The 16,803-nt window shown below is 43.9% G+C and carries 17 protein-coding genes; 5 read left to right on the forward strand and 12 right to left on the reverse strand.

The genetic code is table 11. The features are described from left to right. Window positions 1-97: 97 nt before the first annotated feature. From BOD01S_RS00480 to BOD01S_RS00510, 7 genes are all read right to left on the reverse strand, one after another. Window positions 98-1,642 carry a 2-isopropylmalate synthase gene (locus BOD01S_RS00480; protein WP_036159433.1) on the reverse strand — a complete coding sequence of 515 codons (1,545 nt, stop codon included), beginning with the start codon at window positions 1,640-1,642 and terminating at the stop codon, window positions 98-100. Next, window positions 1,642-2,655 carry a ketol-acid reductoisomerase gene (gene ilvC / locus BOD01S_RS00485; RefSeq protein ID WP_036159435.1) on the reverse strand — a complete coding sequence of 338 codons (1,014 nt, stop codon included), beginning with the start codon at window positions 2,653-2,655 and terminating at the stop codon, window positions 1,642-1,644. Before ilvC ends, BOD01S_RS00480 begins: the two co-directional genes overlap by 1 nt. 154 nt (window positions 2,656-2,809) lie before the next feature. Then, window positions 2,810-3,325 (reverse strand): acetolactate synthase small subunit, encoded by a 516-nt coding sequence (gene ilvN, locus BOD01S_RS00490; protein ID WP_036159436.1) that lies wholly within the window; start codon window positions 3,323-3,325, stop codon window positions 2,810-2,812. Continuing rightward, entirely contained in the window at window positions 3,322-5,076 is a 1,755-nt protein-coding gene (gene ilvB / locus BOD01S_RS00495; protein ID WP_052125027.1) for a biosynthetic-type acetolactate synthase large subunit, read from the reverse strand. The genes ilvN and ilvB overlap by 4 nt, the downstream gene beginning before the upstream one ends. Window positions 5,077-5,546: 470 nt before the next feature. Then, entirely contained in the window at window positions 5,547-7,217 is a 1,671-nt protein-coding gene (ilvD, locus tag BOD01S_RS00500; RefSeq protein WP_036159438.1) for a dihydroxy-acid dehydratase, read from the reverse strand. A gap of 302 nt (window positions 7,218-7,519) precedes the next feature. Then, a complete protein-coding gene (locus BOD01S_RS00505; RefSeq protein ID WP_036159440.1) occupies window positions 7,520-8,839 on the reverse strand; it encodes a D-arabinono-1,4-lactone oxidase in 1,320 nt (439 codons plus the stop codon). Further along, complete coding sequence (locus tag BOD01S_RS00510) at window positions 8,827-9,999, reverse strand: alanine racemase (RefSeq protein ID WP_036159442.1); 1,173 nt, start codon at window positions 9,997-9,999, stop codon at window positions 8,827-8,829. The genes BOD01S_RS00505 and BOD01S_RS00510 overlap by 13 nt, the downstream gene beginning before the upstream one ends. Before the next feature lie 408 nt (window positions 10,000-10,407). On the opposite strand from BOD01S_RS00510, the gene BOD01S_RS00515 reads away from it, so the two are divergent. Both BOD01S_RS00515 and BOD01S_RS00520 read left to right on the forward strand, forming a co-directional pair. Further along, complete coding sequence (locus BOD01S_RS00515) at window positions 10,408-10,950, forward strand: cysteine hydrolase family protein (protein WP_036159444.1); 543 nt, start codon at window positions 10,408-10,410, stop codon at window positions 10,948-10,950. 112 nt (window positions 10,951-11,062) lie between these two features. Further along, complete coding sequence (locus tag BOD01S_RS00520; protein WP_036159447.1) at window positions 11,063-11,320, forward strand: GlsB/YeaQ/YmgE family stress response membrane protein; 258 nt, start codon at window positions 11,063-11,065, stop codon at window positions 11,318-11,320. 64 nt (window positions 11,321-11,384) lie between these two features. On the opposite strand, the gene BOD01S_RS00525 is transcribed toward BOD01S_RS00520, so the two are convergent. Then, window positions 11,385-12,089 carry a lytic transglycosylase domain-containing protein gene (locus BOD01S_RS00525; protein WP_036159449.1) on the reverse strand — a complete coding sequence of 235 codons (705 nt, stop codon included), beginning with the start codon at window positions 12,087-12,089 and terminating at the stop codon, window positions 11,385-11,387. A 283-nt stretch (window positions 12,090-12,372) separates the two neighbouring features. Between BOD01S_RS00525 and mscL the strand changes: the two genes are divergently transcribed. The 3 genes from mscL (at window position 12,373) to BOD01S_RS00540 (ending at window position 15,198) form a co-directional block, all read left to right on the forward strand. Continuing rightward, on the forward strand, window positions 12,373-12,765 hold the full coding sequence (gene mscL / locus BOD01S_RS00530; protein ID WP_036159451.1) for a large conductance mechanosensitive channel protein MscL: 393 nt from the start codon (window positions 12,373-12,375) through the stop codon (window positions 12,763-12,765). Between the two features lie 159 nt (window positions 12,766-12,924). Then, the gene (locus tag BOD01S_RS00535; protein ID WP_036159454.1) at window positions 12,925-14,040 is read left to right on the forward strand and encodes a methionine biosynthesis PLP-dependent protein; all 1,116 of its coding nucleotides are present in this window, start codon (window positions 12,925-12,927) and stop codon (window positions 14,038-14,040) included. Then, window positions 14,041-15,198 (forward strand): aminotransferase class I/II-fold pyridoxal phosphate-dependent enzyme, encoded by a 1,158-nt coding sequence (locus BOD01S_RS00540; RefSeq protein ID WP_036159456.1) that lies wholly within the window; start codon window positions 14,041-14,043, stop codon window positions 15,196-15,198. Between the two features lie 221 nt (window positions 15,199-15,419). Here BOD01S_RS00540 and BOD01S_RS00545 read toward each other — a convergent pair whose 3' ends face one another. From BOD01S_RS00545 to BOD01S_RS00555, 4 genes are all read right to left on the reverse strand, one after another. Next, on the reverse strand, window positions 15,420-16,037 hold the full coding sequence (locus BOD01S_RS00545; RefSeq protein ID WP_036159458.1) for an SCO family protein: 618 nt from the start codon (window positions 16,035-16,037) through the stop codon (window positions 15,420-15,422). 113 nt (window positions 16,038-16,150) lie between these two features. Further along, a complete protein-coding gene (locus BOD01S_RS22375) occupies window positions 16,151-16,276 on the reverse strand; it encodes a YvrJ family protein (protein WP_081978074.1) in 126 nt (41 codons plus the stop codon). 51 nt (window positions 16,277-16,327) lie between these two features. After that, on the reverse strand, window positions 16,328-16,546 hold the full coding sequence (locus BOD01S_RS00550) for a DUF2922 domain-containing protein (protein ID WP_036159460.1): 219 nt from the start codon (window positions 16,544-16,546) through the stop codon (window positions 16,328-16,330). 30 nt (window positions 16,547-16,576) lie between these two features. Further along, a complete protein-coding gene (locus tag BOD01S_RS00555) occupies window positions 16,577-16,792 on the reverse strand; it encodes a DUF1659 domain-containing protein (protein ID WP_036159463.1) in 216 nt (71 codons plus the stop codon). Between the last annotated feature and the right edge of the window lie 11 nt (window positions 16,793-16,803).

A 16,803-nucleotide genomic window follows, 5' to 3' on the forward strand; every position in this document is an offset into this window, starting at 1 on the left:
ATTCGCGTTGTTAAAAATAACGAGTCCTATGACTCTTCCTGTCCATTTTGTCGTTTTGAGAAACGCCACCAAACAACATATTTGATGGCGCCCGTAGTTAATTGATGATTGGCTGACGAGCCCGAATACTTTGTTGAATTAATTGGCGGTTCACTGCATTCAAGTAAGCTTTTGCTGAAGCTTCCAAAACGTCCTGTGCAGCGTCACGGCCCGTTACTTGATAGCCGTTGTAGCTTAAATTGATAACTGCCTCACCAAGGGCATCGCGTCCTTTGCCGACTGATGTTACACGGTAGTCAAGAATATTGACTGTACCATTTACAAGCTGTTCTAGCGTATTGAAGATCGCTTCCACAGAGCCTGATCCAGTGGATGCCAGCATTTTCAGGTCTCCTTCAGGCGTAATGACCGATACAGTGGCAGTCGGGATATTTTCTGTACCGTACTGCACTTGTACGCTCTTTAGCTCAAATAGCGGTACATCCTCTACTAACACTTGCTGTTCTGTCAGAAGTGTGACAAGATCCTCCTCTGTCACTTCCTTTTTGCGGTCTGCTAGCTTTTTGAATTCCTGGAAAGCCTTATTGATTTTCTCTTCCGATAGCTCATAGCCCATTTTCACGGCACGGTCACGGAAAGCAGCACGGCCGGAGTGTTTCCCTAACACTAGCGGTACTTCGCCTTCCCCTACTAATGCAGGTGAAATGATTTCATATGTTTCCGGATTTTTCAGTACGCCATCCTGGTGAATGCCTGATTCGTGGGCAAAGGCATTCTTTCCGACAACTGCTTTGTTCGGCTGGATGACAACCCCTGTCAGGCGACTCACTAGTTGGGAAGAGCGCTTAATCTCTTTTAAATTCAAACCTGTTTCCATTTGGTAGATGTCTTTTCGGATATGCAGTGCTACGCCGATTTCCTCTAAAGCTGCATTTCCTGCACGTTCCCCGATTCCGTTAATGGTACATTCCACTTGATCTGCCCCGTTTTGGACAGCTGCAATGGAATTTGCTACCGCCATCCCTAAATCATCATGGCAGTGAGCGGAGAATTTCACACGATCTGCGCCGATACAATTTTCCTTTAGGAAGCGGAATAGTGCACCATACTCTTCAGGTGAAGCATATCCTACTGTATCTGGTACGTTGATTGTTGTCGCACCTGCCTTAATCGCTTCACTTATGATGCGAACAAGGAACTCACGGTCTGAACGGAACCCATCTTCGCAGGAGAACTCTACTAGTGAGAACTTTTGCTTCGCGTATTTGACAGCTTCCACTGCCTGCTCTACTACTTGATCCGGTGATTTTTTCAGCTTATATACCATATGGATCGGACTTGTTGCGATGAATGTATGAACATGCGGCTGTTCAGCGACTCGTACTGCATCCCAAACGGCATCAATATCGCTTTTCACCGCACGCGCCAAACCTGTCACAATTGAATTTTTAACGGTTTTGGCAATTTGGTGCACCGCCTCGAAATCGCCGGGGCTTGAAGCAGGAAAACCTGCTTCAATAATTGTGACCCCTAGACGCTCCAGCTGCTTTGCAATTTCGATTTTTTCAGCTGTATTTAAATTAATACCTGCCGACTGCTCTCCATCACGTAATGTCGTATCAAAAATATCGATTTTCCGCACTATTTCACCACTACTTTCTCTTTACCTTCGCTGATGAACGGCATCATCGAACGAAGTTTTTTTCCAACTTCTTCGATTTGGTGGTTGGCACCATCTTCTTTATATTTTGTATAGCGCGGACGATTCGTTTCATTTTCCTTGATCCAGTCGTTTGCGAATGTACCGTTTTGAATATCAGCAAGTACGTCCTTCATACGATCTTTTACAGAATCATCAATGATACGCGGACCTGATACATAATCGCCCCACTCGGCTGTATCCGACACAGAATAACGCATTGTTTCCATACCGCCTTCAAACATTAGGTCAACGATTAATTTCAGTTCGTGCAACGTTTCAAAGTAGGCAAGCTCTGGCTGGTAGCCGGCTTCTACTAATGTTTCAAAACCAGCTTTTACTAAAGCTGTGGCACCGCCGCAAAGTACTGCCTGCTCACCGAACAGATCCGTTACTGTCTCTTCGGCAAATGTTGTTTCCAGTAAGCCGCCGCGTGCTGAACCGATCCCTTTTCCGTAAGCAAGTGCTAAGTCACGTGCTTGGCCTGTTGCATCTTGATGGATGGCAAATAATCCAGGAACGCCGGCACCCTGCTGGAATTGACGTCGTACTAAATGACCTGGACCTTTTGGCGCCACTAGGAATACGTCAACATTTTCCGGTGGTGTAATTTGGCCGAAGTGTACGTTAAAGCCGTGTGCGAACATCAATGCTTGCCCTTCCGTAAGATGCGGCAGAATTTCTGCTTCATATACTGCTTTTTGACGCTCATCAGGAAGCAGGATTTGGATCACGTCTGCGATAGCTGCTGCATCTTCAACAGACATCACAGCTACACCATCTTCACGTGCTTGATCGAATGATTTTCCTGGGCGAACACCTACTACTACATCAAAGCCGGATTCTTTTAAATTCAATGCATGTGCATGGCCTTGTGAGCCGTACCCGATGATTGCGATTTTTTTCCCTCTTAATACTTGATCGTTGATTTCGTTTTCATAAAACATTGTTGCCATTTTGATAGCCTCCTAAGGTTTCTTTGTATTTTTATTTATGAATCGGAAGAGTTGTATTCTTTCCGGTTCTCTCTTTTGTGAAGCTGGCCGTCATAGACTTTCGCTGTACAACGGAAGGCGCAGCATTTGTCTTGTAACATTGCAAGCTATGTCATTATTTTAAGATTGATAGCAATGGCTGATCGGATTTTTGCGTTTCCCGCACAGAAGCTGTAGCCCCAGTACGTGTCAGCTCTTTTATGCCGTATGGACGGATGAGCTCGATGAATGCGTCGATTTTCTCGGGGTGTCCAACTACTTGGTATGTCACCACATTTTTAGCTGTATCAATAACCTGCGGCCTGAACGGTTCTATAATAGCGTTCATTTCGAGCCGGGTATTCGGCGGTGAAATGACCTTCACTAATGCAAGTTCGCGCAGGACGATTGATTTATCTGTAATATCATTTACCTTCAATACATCAATCTGTTTTGATAACTGCTTGATGAGCTGTTCAATTTTATTCTCATCCTCAACATGCACGACAAATGTCATTTTTGAGAAGTTCGGCTGCTCTGTATGTCCTACAGTAATCGATTCAATGTTGAATTGACGTTTCATCAGCAAGCCTGTTACGCGGTTCAACACCCCGCTTTGATTAATTACGATAACTGTAATTACTCGTTTCACAGCTTTTTCACCCCAATCATTTCATGTAATCCTTTGCCAGGTGCTACCATCGGATAAACGCTTGTTAATTGTTTTATACGAAGGTCGATCAGCACCGGCTCGTCAGAAAGGATAGCTTCTGTTAATGTCGCTTCCATTTCTTCCGGCTTTTCGATTAAATAGCCTTTGATGCCGTATGCATCCGCCAATTTGACAAAGTCCGGCTGGATCGGCATCAGGGAAGAGGAATACCGTTCTTCATAGAATGTTTCCTGCCACTGGCGCACCATCCCAAGACAGCTGTTGTTCAGGATGATAATTTTTACTGGAAGGTTGAATTCCTTCAGTAACGACAGCTCCTGTGCTGTCATTTGGAATCCGGCATCCCCGCAAATCGAAATAACTTTTTTATCTGGCTTCGCAAATTGCACTCCGATTGCCGCCGGGAAACCGAAGCCCATCGTACCAAGTCCACCAGATGTCACCCAACTATGCGAGTTGTTCAGGCGATAGTACTGGGCTGCAAACATTTGGTGCTGCCCTACATCCGTCGTGACAATTGCCTCGCCTTCTGTAATGCGGTGGATAGCTTCAAGTGCCTGCTGCGGCATGATTTCATGCGGATCTTCGTCATACCATAATGGGAATTCTTCATCCTGTGCATTCAAGTATTCGATCCATGACGCTGTATCCGGCCCTTCAAAATCCTTCTTTAGCAGCGCCTGCAAAGCTTCCTTCGCATCCGCCACGATAGGAATGTCGGTCGGTACGTTTTTACCGATTTCCGCCGGGTCGATATCGATATGGACGATTGTCGCATTCGGTGCGAAAGCATCCAGGTTACCTGTCAGACGGTCATCAAATCGAGCCCCGATATTGATGAGAAGATCACATTGTGTAATCGCGTCATTTGCTGTGACGGTACCGTGCATTCCTGCCATTCCGTAAAACAATTCATGATCGCCATGAATGCTGCCAAGTCCGAGGAGGGTATTGATAATCGGCAATTTGTACTTTTCAACAAATTCAGTCAATTCATTTTGTGCCTCTGCAAACATTACACCTGCACCTGCTAACACTAATGGTTTTTTTGCTAATGTAAGCGCCTGGATTGCCTTTTGGACTTGCAGGTAGTTCGGCTTGCAGTTTGGCTGGTAGCCCGGCAGATAAATTTCATCCGGTGTTTCCGGCATATCCCCTTCTGTGAAAAGTGCCTGAGAAACGTTTTTTGGGAAGTCAATAACAACCGGCCCCTTGCGCCCTGTGTTGGCAATATGGAAGGCTTCCTGTACGATGCGCGGAATATCACGAACATCCTGCACTTGATAATTGTGTTTTGTAATCGGTGTCGTGATCCCCATAATATCAGCCTCCTGGAAGGCGTCTGTGCCGATGACAGATGTTGCTACCTGGCCGGTAAAAATAACGAGTGGAATCGAATCGATCATGGCATCTGCAATTCCTGTTACGAGATTCGTAGCGCCGGGCCCGCTTGTCGCAATCACAACTCCCGGTTTATTTGTCACACGGGCATATCCCTCTGCAGCATGGATCGCCCCTTGTTCATGGCGTGTTAGAATATGACGGATCGGATTACGGTACATCGCATCATAAATTTGAAGCACAGCACCACCCGGATAGCCAAAGATGATATCAACATCCTGGTCATGTAGTGCCTGCACTAAAATATCAGCACCATCTTTCGGTTTTTTTACTTCCTCCTGCAGTGGCATCTCCTGCTGCTGCAGCTCTTTCGCTGAAACGTTTGACATTTCGTTTACTCCTCCTTACTAAACTGATTATAGAAAGTTCATCCGCCCATCTATCTGGCTGGGTGGAAACTTATGAAACCTCACTTAATAAAATCCCATTAAAATTTATGAAAAGAAAAAGCCTCTTTCTCCGCACGCAAAAGAATTCCTCTTACGTAGGGATGAAAAAGACTTTTCATGGTACCACCCTTATTCACAGCACAAATAGCTGCCTCATGAATAGTGTAGACAACCAATCTTCGCAGAATATTTTAAATATTGAAAATATTTAGTGTGCAACTAAGATCAGTTTACTATTCATTTATAACGAGCACTGATTATATGCCCGGAGCTATCTAATGGCGTTACGCGTTTAATAGCCCACTCCGAGGGGATGTCGGGTTCAGTTGCATCACCGGCTTCCAGCAATACCGGCTCTCTGGTAGATGCAAGGCTCTGTACCCTTTAACCTCATCAACGTTTTCACAATATTAAATTTTCATAATCCCGCCCTGTGAGGCATTTGTTACAAGTTTTGAATAACGGGCTAACCAGCCGCGTTTAATTTTTGGTTCAAACGGTGTTAATTTCGACCGTCTTTCAGCTAATACTTCCTCTGAAACTTCCAGATTGATTGTACGGCTTGGTAGATCGATTGTGATATGATCACCGTTTTCTACTAGAGCGATTGGACCGCCCTCTGCTGCTTCCGGTGAAATATGGCCGATTGAAATTCCTCTTGAAGCACCGGAGAAGCGCCCATCTGTAATAAGAGCCACTTTCGTTCCTAAACCTCGTCCTTGAATAGCGGATGTTGGTGCAAGCATTTCCGGCATACCCGGGCCGCCTTTTGGACCTTCATAGCGAATGACGACGACATGCCCTTCACGAACCTTGCCTTCATCAATAGCTGTCTGTGCTTCCTCCTGGGAGTCAAACACGATCGCCTCACCTGTAAATACTTTGATGGATGGATCGACAGCTCCGACTTTAATGACTGATCCTTCTGGTGCAATATTGCCGAATAGCACTGATAATCCACCAACCGGTGAATACGGATTATCTTTCGTTCGAATTACCTGATCATTAGTAATCTTGTAATCCTTGACCAGCTCTCCCATTGAAACACCGGCAATTGTTTGCCGCTCCGGATGGATTGCTCCTGGAATTTTTGTCAGCTCGTTAATGATGGATGATACGCCGCCAGCCTTTTCGATGTCATCCATTGAAATATCGGATGCCGGCATAATTTTTGCCAAGTACGGTACTCTCTCAGCTACTTTATTAATATCTTCGATGTTATATTCAATTTCCGCTTCATTTGCGATTGCTAATGTATGTAGAACGGTATTCGTCGATCCACCCATTGCCATATCAAGTGCAAATGCATCGTCAATTGCTTCTTTTGTAATAATATCGCGAGGCTTAATATCCTCTTTAATCATCCGGACTAAATGTTTGGCCGCTTCTTTAATCAAACGGTGGCGTTCATCGCTTGTTGCAACGATTGTACCATTGCCCGGAAGTGCTACACCTAACATTTCCATGAGGCAGTTCATGGAGTTCGCTGTGAACATCCCTGAACAGGAACCGCATGTCGGACATGCATTATGTTCAATATCATGTAATTCTTCAGCTGTCATCTTGCCCGATTTTAACGCGCCGACACCTTCGAACACACTTGTTAAGGAAAGCTGCTTGCCTGTTGATGAAGTGCCTGCCTCCATCGGACCGCCTGATACAAACACAGATGGTACATTTGTACGGACAGCAGCCATCAGCATGCCCGGTGTAATTTTGTCACAGTTCGGAATGTAGAACACTCCGTCGAACCAGTGGGCATTAATGACTGTCTCAGCAGCATCGGCAATGATTTCCCGAGATGGCAATGAATAGCGCATCCCTATATGTCCCATCGCAATTCCATCGTCTACACCAATCGTGTTGAATTCAAATGGAATGCCTCCAGCCTCGATGATCGCTTCCTTGACGACATCTGCAAACTGCCGCAGGTGTACATGTCCCGGAATAATGTCAATATATGAGTTACATACGCCGATGAAGGGTTTATCTAGATCTTTTGCCTTCACTTTCCCCGTAGCATATAAAAGACTACGGTGAGGAGCTCGGTCTACTCCTAGCTTAATCATGTCACTTCTCATTTAGAACGCCCCTCACGTCTATACCTGTCAGGTGGAATCTTTTTTTCTCCACCGTTTAGTTACATATTGACGTCCGTTTTCAAGAACGAACGTGTTAAATTGTTGCTATCATAGTACGAAACAAAGAGGTACGTCAACACTAATTTTTAAATTTTTAAACAATTCAAAACATTCGTTTTTTATAGAAAACGCTTTCTTCATTGCTATTGTTTCATTTTCGCTCGTTTGGTTAAATTTTTGAAATTTGGACAAATTTTTGTCCACGTCCTTTATTACTCATCACTCATTTCCTGTAGCGGCCATTATGAATGAAAAATATGTTTAAAGTAAGGTGTCATAAAAATATTTTCAGGATCAAATAATTGGCGGATTTCATTAAACTTTTTTGCCTCCGGATAGAACGCCGTGATGTCCGTTTCGTGGTACTGATTGACCTTCCCCCAATGAGCTCTCCCGTCGTATTTTTTCATCATGTCAAATACCCATCGGAAATAGGCTGACTCATCCATCCCTTTATACATATGGAAGGCAAAAAAAGCGCTTTCGCGTCCTCTCGTTGGACTTAAAAAACCATGTTCCCCCGCTGTTGTGCGGATTTCTATCGGAAAATGCACAGAAAAGCTTCGTTTCTTCATGACAGAATGAATTTCTTCCATGCATGCTTCGAACTGTTCGAGCGGAATAGCAAATTCCGTCTCCGTAAATTTCACCCTACGCGAAGTTGGATATACTTTATAGCAGATGTCCGTTTTCTTTCCTTCCGATATCATGTGAGAAGAAATCATACTCGCTGCTCCCGTGAATTTAGGGTTCCATTTACATAGTTTTGATACGCCTTCAAATAGATTATTTTCAATTAAATCGAGTTTGCGCTGCTCTCTTTTCCGCTCTTTTTCAGAGGCATAGGCTACAGGTACCATATTCATCCGTTTTACTTGAATTTTTTCAGACCCCGGGAAGTAGTACCATTCCACGTGGCGATTCCTCCGGATGTCTCCCCTGAAATGTTGGAGCGCTTCCGTTAGATTTTCCCTTGTTGCCGTATACGCCAGGCTATAAAGCGGCAAAACACGAATCGTGACGGCAATAAGCACTCCGAGTAATCCTAAAGATAAATGAAGTGCCGCTGAAAGATCATCCTCATCCCGCTCATAGGTGATGATATTTCCTTTTCCATTGACAAACGTCCACTTTACTACCATGGAGGAAAATGAACCGAGTGTTACGCCCGTTCCGTGTGTTCCTGTGGAAACGACCCCCGCCAGCGTCTGTACATCTATATCACCCATATTGATGACAGCAAGTCCATGCTCCTCCAGAAGCGGACCGATCTCATGAAGATACGTGCCTGCATAAAAAGTTGCCTCCATTTTTTCCGGATCGACCGACTGCAGCCCTCGCAGATGGTGCAAAGAAAGAGCGGAGTGCTCCGGTAATGCTACGGGGCTGAATGAATGGGCCGCTCCTGTTGTACGAATGGTCATTCCATTCTTCATATGGGCTTTAATAATGTCACTTAGCTGCTCGATAGATGCCGGCGCATAATAGGCCGGATAGCTGACGAAGCTTTCTGACCAATTTGTCCAAGGCTTTCCTTTTGTGAAATTTTTCAGAGAAAACATTGTCCATCACCTCGATATGTTGTATAAGTACCGATTCGCACGTCCCCGCGTACAGCATGAAGCATTGGGAACCGCTCACATAACTCTCCTGCTTTTGCATGTCTGAAATAAACCGTATCTCCAATGTGTAACGCTTTTTGACTGTCTACAATCGGTGTCTGTACTTCTCCCGCTCCCTCTAAAGATAAGTAACGAAAGCGACCTGCCTCATAAAAAGCTGGCAGCCTGTCTACCCCCGGTGTTCCTGAAGCAATATAGCCTCCGCCATGGCAGACAAAGGTTTCCTCATCAAACTGCCTGACGACCGCAAGTGCAAACCCACTCGCTTTTTGCAATGCTAGGCTGTCATAGCGGTCAAATAAAGCAGGCGCAAGAAAAGCGGAACCGATCGTCATTTCTGTCACTTCCAGCCGGTTAGTTGACTCAATGCTGCCTGATCCGCCTGCATTTATAAAAATAGGGTCTTCCAAGTGTCGGATAATATTTATTGTATCATGATGAGCCTGCTCCACCTGCATGACTGACCGCTTTTTTAATTGGCTGATGAGCTTGCTTTTTATACGGGATACAACTGTTTCATCAGGTAAATCAGGAACACCTGCCACCTGTGCCTCATATGCCATCACACCGCGTACTTGCACCTGCTTGTCTGCTATTGCATACAAAAAATTCGCCACTTTTTCAAAGCTGTTCAGCGGCGACCTCTTTGTGCCAAAATACAATACACGGTAATCGTCGGATACATTTACATCGATACAGATCGGTATAACAACATCCAATCCAGAAGCCATCCTCTCCAAAAACTCCACCTGTTCGATATGATCCACCATAAAGGTTATATCCTTGCCGGCCTTAATTTGAAAAAGAAGTTTTTTAACAGCATTTTCTTCCATAACGGGATAGCCGATAAGTAACTGGTTAAAGCCCTGCTCTAATAGATATAGCGTTTCTGCAGCCGTAAAGGTCATAAAGCCTGCTGTTTCTGGCAGCCGTTCTGCTATGTAGCGAAGAAGCTGTGTCGAACGAATGGATTTTGTTGCGATGCGGACCGGTTTTTTTGTTTTTGCGGCGATAAATTCAATATTGGCATCGAGCGCATCCAGATCCACCCAAGCAAATGGTCGTTCCAATCCTATAAATGCTTTGTCAAATGTTTGCATTCTTCTCCCCCTCACATCCTGACTAATAAAAAATTTATAGCGTTCCTACACTTTTTACTGCTCCGCTTACGGCACATGTTCCATTTTGGCGCTGCTCCTTTTTTGAGGAAAATCCCCAAATTATATGAAAGACAGCGTAAAAAAATCCTAGCATTGCTGCTAGGAGATAAAGAAAAATTCCGCTGCGAAGTTCAGCAAAACCAAAGTATGCAACACAACAAATAAAAGCCCTTGCTTGTCAATCTTTTTCATGTAGTCAGTATCCATGAAGTCCACCTCTCATTCTCTTTAAAAATCATTATAATGCAAGTCTATTCATTTTACAAAATTTTTCGAATATTTTTATAATGTTTTTTTTGGCACATATTGCTGGCATAATAAATACATACTGTTTAGGAGGCGAATATATTGGAGAAAGCATTAATTGTTATTGATTACACGTATGATTTTGTTGCGGATGATGGCCGGTTGACATGCGGCAAGCCCGGACAGGATATAGCACCCAAAATCACTTCCCTTATCGAAGAAACGATAGAAGCCGGTGAGCTTGTTGTTTTTACAAATGACATTCATTTTGAGGGAGACTCGTATCATCCGGAAACAAAGCTGTTCCCACCCCATAATATTGCCGGAACAGCCGGTCGTGAATTATACGGCTCTGTAAAGGATGCTTATGAAAAATATGCATCTGTTTGTTTGTCGCTTGATAAGACGAGATATTCAGCATTTGCCGGTACGAACCTTCATCAGTTGCTGCAGGAACGCGGCATTCGTGAAATTGCACTTGTCGGTGTATGTACGGATATTTGTGTGCTGCATACGGCAGTGGATGCTTACAACCTGGGTTATAAGCTTCTAATCTATAAGGATGGAGTAGCGAGTTTCAATGAGGCAGGCCACGAATGGGCACTTGGACATTTTACGGGAACCCTTGGTGCAGAAGTAATTTAAACCCGTTGGTATATTGTCTGTGAACGAAAATGTTTAACTTTATGTACTATCGGTAATAATTAAGTAGACGCTATCATATTTCACAAACTAATTTAAAGGAGTTGAAAGCATTATGATTAGCTTTATTTGGTATTTGATTATCGGTGGTATTTTAGGTTGGTTAGCAGGTGTAATTTTAGGTAAGGATGTACCCGGTGGTGTCATCGGTAACATTATTGCCGGGATTATCGGTTCATGGATCGGTAGCATGATTTTAGGAGACTGGGGTTGGAGAGTATCTGACTTCTATGTATTCCCTGCTTTAATCGGTGCAATCGTACTGATCTTCATTGTAAGCTTTATCATGCGTTCAATGCGAAAAACAACATAATGGTTGAATAAAATTGGTGATAGCTAAAAGGACCGCATTTTGCGGTCCTTTTCCATTGTTTCTATCATTCATTTAAAGCGAGCACCAACTCCATTTTTTCCCTATAGGTGCTGTAAAGATTAAAGTAATGCAGTACATCCTTTACATATTTGTCGCTATGATTATACTGATAAACTGCCTTTTCGATATTCCCTTTTGAAGCACCGGCAATCGATAAAAAATTCGCTGCCGAATATATAGCATCTTCTATATTAAAGGGATCTGCCACACCATCCCCGTTTGCATCTACCCCGTAACCGCCGTATTTGGCAATCACAGCAGGATCTGTTTTCTCTTTTTCAGAAATACTTCCTTCACCAAGCCCCGAGCATGACGGATGTTTCCAGCCGACAAACGTACACGGCATAAATTGGAGGTGCCCTTCTGCGCCTACTGGTGAGACAAGCTTTTTCATCGTCGAAAAGCGCGTTTCTATTCGGTGATGGGCTGCCAGCAATGTCCAAGGCACATTATATTTTTCACCAGCCTCCATATAAATGGGAATATATTCAACAGGTATTTTCATATCAAAATTTGCCTGGATACTATCCATTTCCGATTGCTGCGTAAATTCCTGAAAAAACGGCAGCTCCTGCAGTTCCTGCCATGCGACATAAACGAGTGTATACATACCAATTATGGCGGGTATCAGCACTAATATAAGGAATACCTTTACTATTGGCGGAAGCAATACCTTCTTTTTCTTTTGTTTTTTCTTTTTTTGAACCATCTTACCACCGAACCTTTAAAAATTGTTAATGTTGGACCGCTTGAAAGAAAACTATAAAGCAAATTCAAACCTTCCAATACATTGGCGTCTTCTACCCATGTCGACTGTGCCTTTTAGATCATTTTGGCATTGGTCATATAATAATAACGCCGTCCTCATTGTGATGGGAGCACCTCAGCATGTATTTTCAGGTGCTCCCATTATTGAATTTTATGTGCAAAACTATTAAAATGAATAACTTCTATAGTTACAGTATATATCATGTAAGGGAGTTGTCGTCAAAATGTGGAAAGAATTTAAAGAATTTATTATGCGGGGCAATGTGCTGGATCTTGCCATTGCCGTTGTAATCGGAGCCGCCTTCAATTCAATCGTTTCATCACTCGTTGAAAATATTATCACACCAATCATCGGTGTGCTAACCGGAGGCATCGACTTTACAAATGATTTCGTCTGGAAATATGGTGATGCATCAGTTAAATTCGGTGCCTTTGTCCAGTCAATCATCGACTTTCTAATTATCTCCTTTTCTATCTTTATCGCATTAAAAGTGGTGAATACATACATTCTGCGTAAGAAAAAGGAAGTTATCGAGGAACCTCCTGCCAAGGTACTGGATCCAAAGGAAGAACTCCTGAAAGAAATCCGTGACTTATTGAAAAAGGAAAACGGCTAGTTTAGCTGGTATAGTTATACGGAGTTAAGAGTCTATCACAATTGATAGACTTTTTTCATTCCTACTGTTGTTCCTTTCAATCTAACATGGTAAATTGGTTTAATAATCGATTCATTCTAAATGTTTCGTACATTTCATTTTGGTAGAAAGAGTGATAATATGACTGAACACAAAATCGAGACAAAGCTAGTACAATTAGGTAACTTAAGTGACGCTGCAACCGGTGCGGTCAATCCGCCTGTTTATTTTTCCACTGCTTATAAACATGCAGGTATTGGAGAATCGACAGGCTATGATTATACGCGCACAAAAAATCCGACTAGAACGATTTTAGAAGAAGGAATTGCTGCGTTAGAGGGTGGAGATATGGGCTTTGCCTGTAGTTCAGGAATGGCTGCTGTCCAGCTTGTCCTGTCCTTGTTTGCCCCTGGTGACGAACTGATTGTACCGGAGGATTTATATGGAGGTACTTATCGTCTGTTCAAAGTATATGGCGATACATATCATATTAAGCCGCGTTACTCGCCTTTTACATCGGTTGAAGAAGTCGAAGGGCTGATCAATGAAAACACAAAGGCACTGTTTATTGAAACACCGACAAACCCTCTTATGCAGGAAATCGACCTTGTAGCTTATAATGAACTGGCGAAAAAACATAATCTTTTATTAATCGTGGACAATACATTCTATACACCATACTTCCAGCGTCCGATTGAGCTTGGGGCTGATATCGTCCTACATAGCGCGACAAAATACATTGGCGGTCATAATGATGTATTGGCAGGCCTAGTCGTTGCAAAAGGTTCAGAACTTTGCGAAAAACTAGGCTATATTCATAACGGTGCAGGTGCTGTCCTTTCGCCAATGGATGCCTGGTTAATTATCCGCGGGTTAAAAACACTTCACCTGCGCCTGAAGCAGCATGATGCGAATGCCAAACAAATCGCCGCTTATTTAGAAGGTGAAGAGCTTGTGACAGATGTGCTGTATACAGGAAAAGGCGGTATGCTGTCATTCCGCGTGAAGGATGCCAAGCTTGTAGATCCGTTCCTGCGGAATTTAAAGCTCATTACGTTTGCAGAAAGCCTAGGCGGAGTGGAGAGCTTTATTACGTACCCGGCGACACAGACACATGCGGATATGCCGTTTGAAGAGCGTGTGGCACGCGGCGTATGCGACCGACTGCTGCGCTTTTCTGTCGGTATCGAGGAAGCAGACGATTTAATTGCTGATTTGAAACAGGTGTTTGATGTACTGCGTTCGGAGGTGCAATAGATGAGCCGCATTGAAACCGCGTTCGTCCACGGGGCAGTCAGAGAAGGCTATGCCGATAAAAAAGGTGCGGTCAATGTACCGATGTACCTTTCCTCAACATTTCATCAGGAATCAATGGATGAATTCGGCGAATATGATTATGCACGTTCAGGCAATCCGACACGTGCTGCGCTTGAAAAAGCAATTGCCGAATTAGAAGGAGGCCACCGCGGTTTCGCTTTTGCTACAGGGATGGCTGCGGTATCCGCCTGCTTTATGACACTCTCAAAGGGCGATCATATTGTGATTACTGAAGATGTGTACGGAGGGACATACCGTTTTGTGACAAAGGTGCTGCCGCGTTTTGGCATTACCCACACATTTGCCGATTTTACGGACCTGGACGCAGTACGTGCTGCCGTCACATCTGAGACAAAGCTGCTTTATATGGAGACACCATCGAATCCGACACTTGGCATTACCGATATCGAAGGCATTGTTGCCATCGCAGCAGAAATCGGTGCCCTCACATTCCTTGATAATACATTTATGACGCCGATCCATCAGCGGCCGATTGAGCTTGGGGTCGATGCTGTCATTCATAGTGCGACAAAATTTTTATCGGGCCATTCCGATATCGTAGCAGGCCTCGTGGTAACAAAGGATGCGGAACTAAGTGATCAAGTATATTTTATCCAAAATTCCTTCGGTTCCTGTCTTGGCGTACAGGATTCCTATACGTTGATCCAGAATATGAAGACAACAGCGGTGCGGTTTAATGAGTCAGCACGAGTAGCCAGTGTACTTGCTGCCTTTTTAGATAACCATCCGTTAGTCGAAAAAGTATACTATCCGGGACTTGCGAGCCACCCGGGAGCACATATCCACGAGAAGCAATCAACATCCGGCGGTGCTGTGCTTTCCTTTACACTCCCTTCCTATGAGGTGGCAAAAGCCTTTGTCGAAGCAATGCAAATTCCGGTATTTGCCGTTAGTCTCGGTGGAGTAGAATCGATCCTGTCGTACCCTGCCAAGATGAGCCATGCCGCGATGGAGCCGGAAGAACGTTTAAAACGCGGTATTACAGACGGTCTCCTCCGCTTTTCGGTAGGTTTGGAAAATGAATTTGACTTAATAGAAGATTTTACACAAGCCTTGGAGAAAGCATCCAAGCTGTAGTAGTTGGCAGCCCCCTGCTTTAGGTGCGGCTGCTTTTTTATTTATTGCGCGATTTTTGAGGGTTGATTGCGCGATTTTGGCTTTGTATTGCGCGATTTTTGAGGTCTATTGCGCGATTTTGGCTCCCTATTGCGCGATTTGTACCTTTATGCCTACCACAATACTAATTTTTATCCTCTTTTACATAAAAAAAGCTGCCACCTAGGTGACAGCTCCATTCCTTAATGAGATCCTTCTTCGATTAATGTTTCCATATCAATGGCGATCGTATCATATGAGACACCATCTTCTTCTTCAGAGTAGCCTGTATAGTTTTTAACCACAATTCCATTTTCATCTACAAGAGAAAACGTACTAGCATGCATTACCTGGTCTTGCTCTGGATCACTGGACTTTTTCACCGCGGATTTAAACGAGTCCCAGGCCAATTGCTCAATGAATTTCTGGTCATAGCCTGTGACAAGATTCCATTTCGACTCATCAGGCACATCATAAAAGCTTAAATATTTAGCCAATACTTCAGGCGTATCTGTTGCCGGGTCAACCGAGAAAGCGACGATATTGTAGTCTTCGACGCCCCGCTCCTTCAATGAAGCCTGTATTTCTGTCATGTTATACGTCATAGGAGAACAGATTGTTGTACAATTCGTAAAGATAAACATCGCGAGCCACGGTTTACCTTTCAAGTCTTCTAACGATATTTCTTCTCCACGATGATTTGTTGCAGTGAAATTCTGGACTTCGTAATTTGTTGTTGCCTTAAATTTATAATTGCTGCATCCACTTACAACGGCTGCGACGAGCAGCAGTATAGCCGCTAGAACATATTTCTTTTTCATCTATCTCTCTCCACTTCTACCATCATTGTTTTCATCTTAACGAATTGTGTAAGAGAATACAATATGCCAGTCGTGAAGGCTTTCGGACAAATATGTGAAACTTTATTTCACAATCAGGACCGATTATCCAGCAGCGCGGTATGAATCGCATCAAGTTTATTTTCTATCCGGTATAGCAAATAAAACGACACGACGATAGGAAAACCGATTTCCTGGATGAATGTGATCCATTGTTCCATTTTTCTCACCTGCCTTTAAAAAGCCGGCGGGCAACCCCACCGGCTTTCATATTAGTTCATATCAAATTCCGTTACCTCACGTTCGACGATGCGGGCGGATTTCCTTGCCGCTATAACTGCGCCTTCACGTGAAAAAGCATTTGCTGCGACGATTGCCTGCATGGCACTGTTGACTTCAGCAGCTGTTAAGCCGGCTTTCGGACTCGGAACCGAAAGCGTCAATGACTTGCCATCCGCTAGTTCAAATACCAGTTCCAACACTTGATTCATGACGTCACCTCCTCTCTAGTAAAGCGATCATTAGACGATAATCTGCTTTTCTGTTTTTTCCACATCAGCTGGTGTATAGCTTGTCAATCCGCTGATTGCCTGTGCTACTTGCTGCAGCTGCTCTGCTGTTGCCTGATCGGTTACATTGCGGTACGTCACTCTCTTGAAGATTGATTTACCCTCTGCATCTACCCCTGTAAAGAAATTTACAGTTAATGCAGCCTGTTGAAATTGAAATGCTGGCATCCTTCCTCCCC

Source organism: Lysinibacillus odysseyi 34hs-1 = NBRC 100172 (assembly GCF_001591965.1).
Taxonomy (GTDB): domain Bacteria; phylum Bacillota; class Bacilli; order Bacillales_A; family Planococcaceae; genus Lysinibacillus_B; species Lysinibacillus_B odysseyi.

Excerpts from the sequence above, each read along its gene's own strand:
- ilvC (WP_036159435.1), bottom strand. The coding sequence starts at position 2,655 with ATGGCAACAATGTTTTATGAAAACGAAATCAACGATCAAGTATTAAGA.
- ilvB (WP_052125027.1), bottom strand. The coding sequence starts at position 5,076 with ATGTCAAACGTTTCAGCGAAAGAGCTGCAGCAGCAGGAGATGCCACTG.
- ilvD (WP_036159438.1), bottom strand. The coding sequence starts at position 7,217 with ATGAGAAGTGACATGATTAAGCTAGGAGTAGACCGAGCTCCTCACCGT.
- BOD01S_RS00505 (WP_036159440.1), bottom strand. The coding sequence starts at position 8,839 with ATGTTTTCTCTGAAAAATTTCACAAAAGGAAAGCCTTGGACAAATTGG.
- BOD01S_RS00510 (WP_036159442.1), bottom strand. The coding sequence starts at position 9,999 with ATGCAAACATTTGACAAAGCATTTATAGGATTGGAACGACCATTTGCT.
- BOD01S_RS00520 (WP_036159447.1), top strand. The coding sequence starts at position 11,063 with ATGATTAGCTTTATTTGGTATTTGATTATCGGTGGTATTTTAGGTTGG.
- BOD01S_RS00525 (WP_036159449.1), bottom strand. The coding sequence starts at position 12,089 with ATGGTTCAAAAAAAGAAAAAACAAAAGAAAAAGAAGGTATTGCTTCCG.
- mscL (WP_036159451.1), top strand. The coding sequence starts at position 12,373 with ATGTGGAAAGAATTTAAAGAATTTATTATGCGGGGCAATGTGCTGGAT.
- BOD01S_RS00535 (WP_036159454.1), top strand. The coding sequence starts at position 12,925 with ATGACTGAACACAAAATCGAGACAAAGCTAGTACAATTAGGTAACTTA.
- BOD01S_RS00540 (WP_036159456.1), top strand. The coding sequence starts at position 14,041 with ATGAGCCGCATTGAAACCGCGTTCGTCCACGGGGCAGTCAGAGAAGGC.
- BOD01S_RS00545 (WP_036159458.1), bottom strand. The coding sequence starts at position 16,037 with ATGAAAAAGAAATATGTTCTAGCGGCTATACTGCTGCTCGTCGCAGCC.
- BOD01S_RS22375 (WP_081978074.1), bottom strand. The coding sequence starts at position 16,276 with ATGGAACAATGGATCACATTCATCCAGGAAATCGGTTTTCCTATCGTC.
- BOD01S_RS00550 (WP_036159460.1), bottom strand. The coding sequence starts at position 16,546 with ATGAATCAAGTGTTGGAACTGGTATTTGAACTAGCGGATGGCAAGTCA.
- BOD01S_RS00555 (WP_036159463.1), bottom strand. The coding sequence starts at position 16,792 with ATGCCAGCATTTCAATTTCAACAGGCTGCATTAACTGTAAATTTCTTT.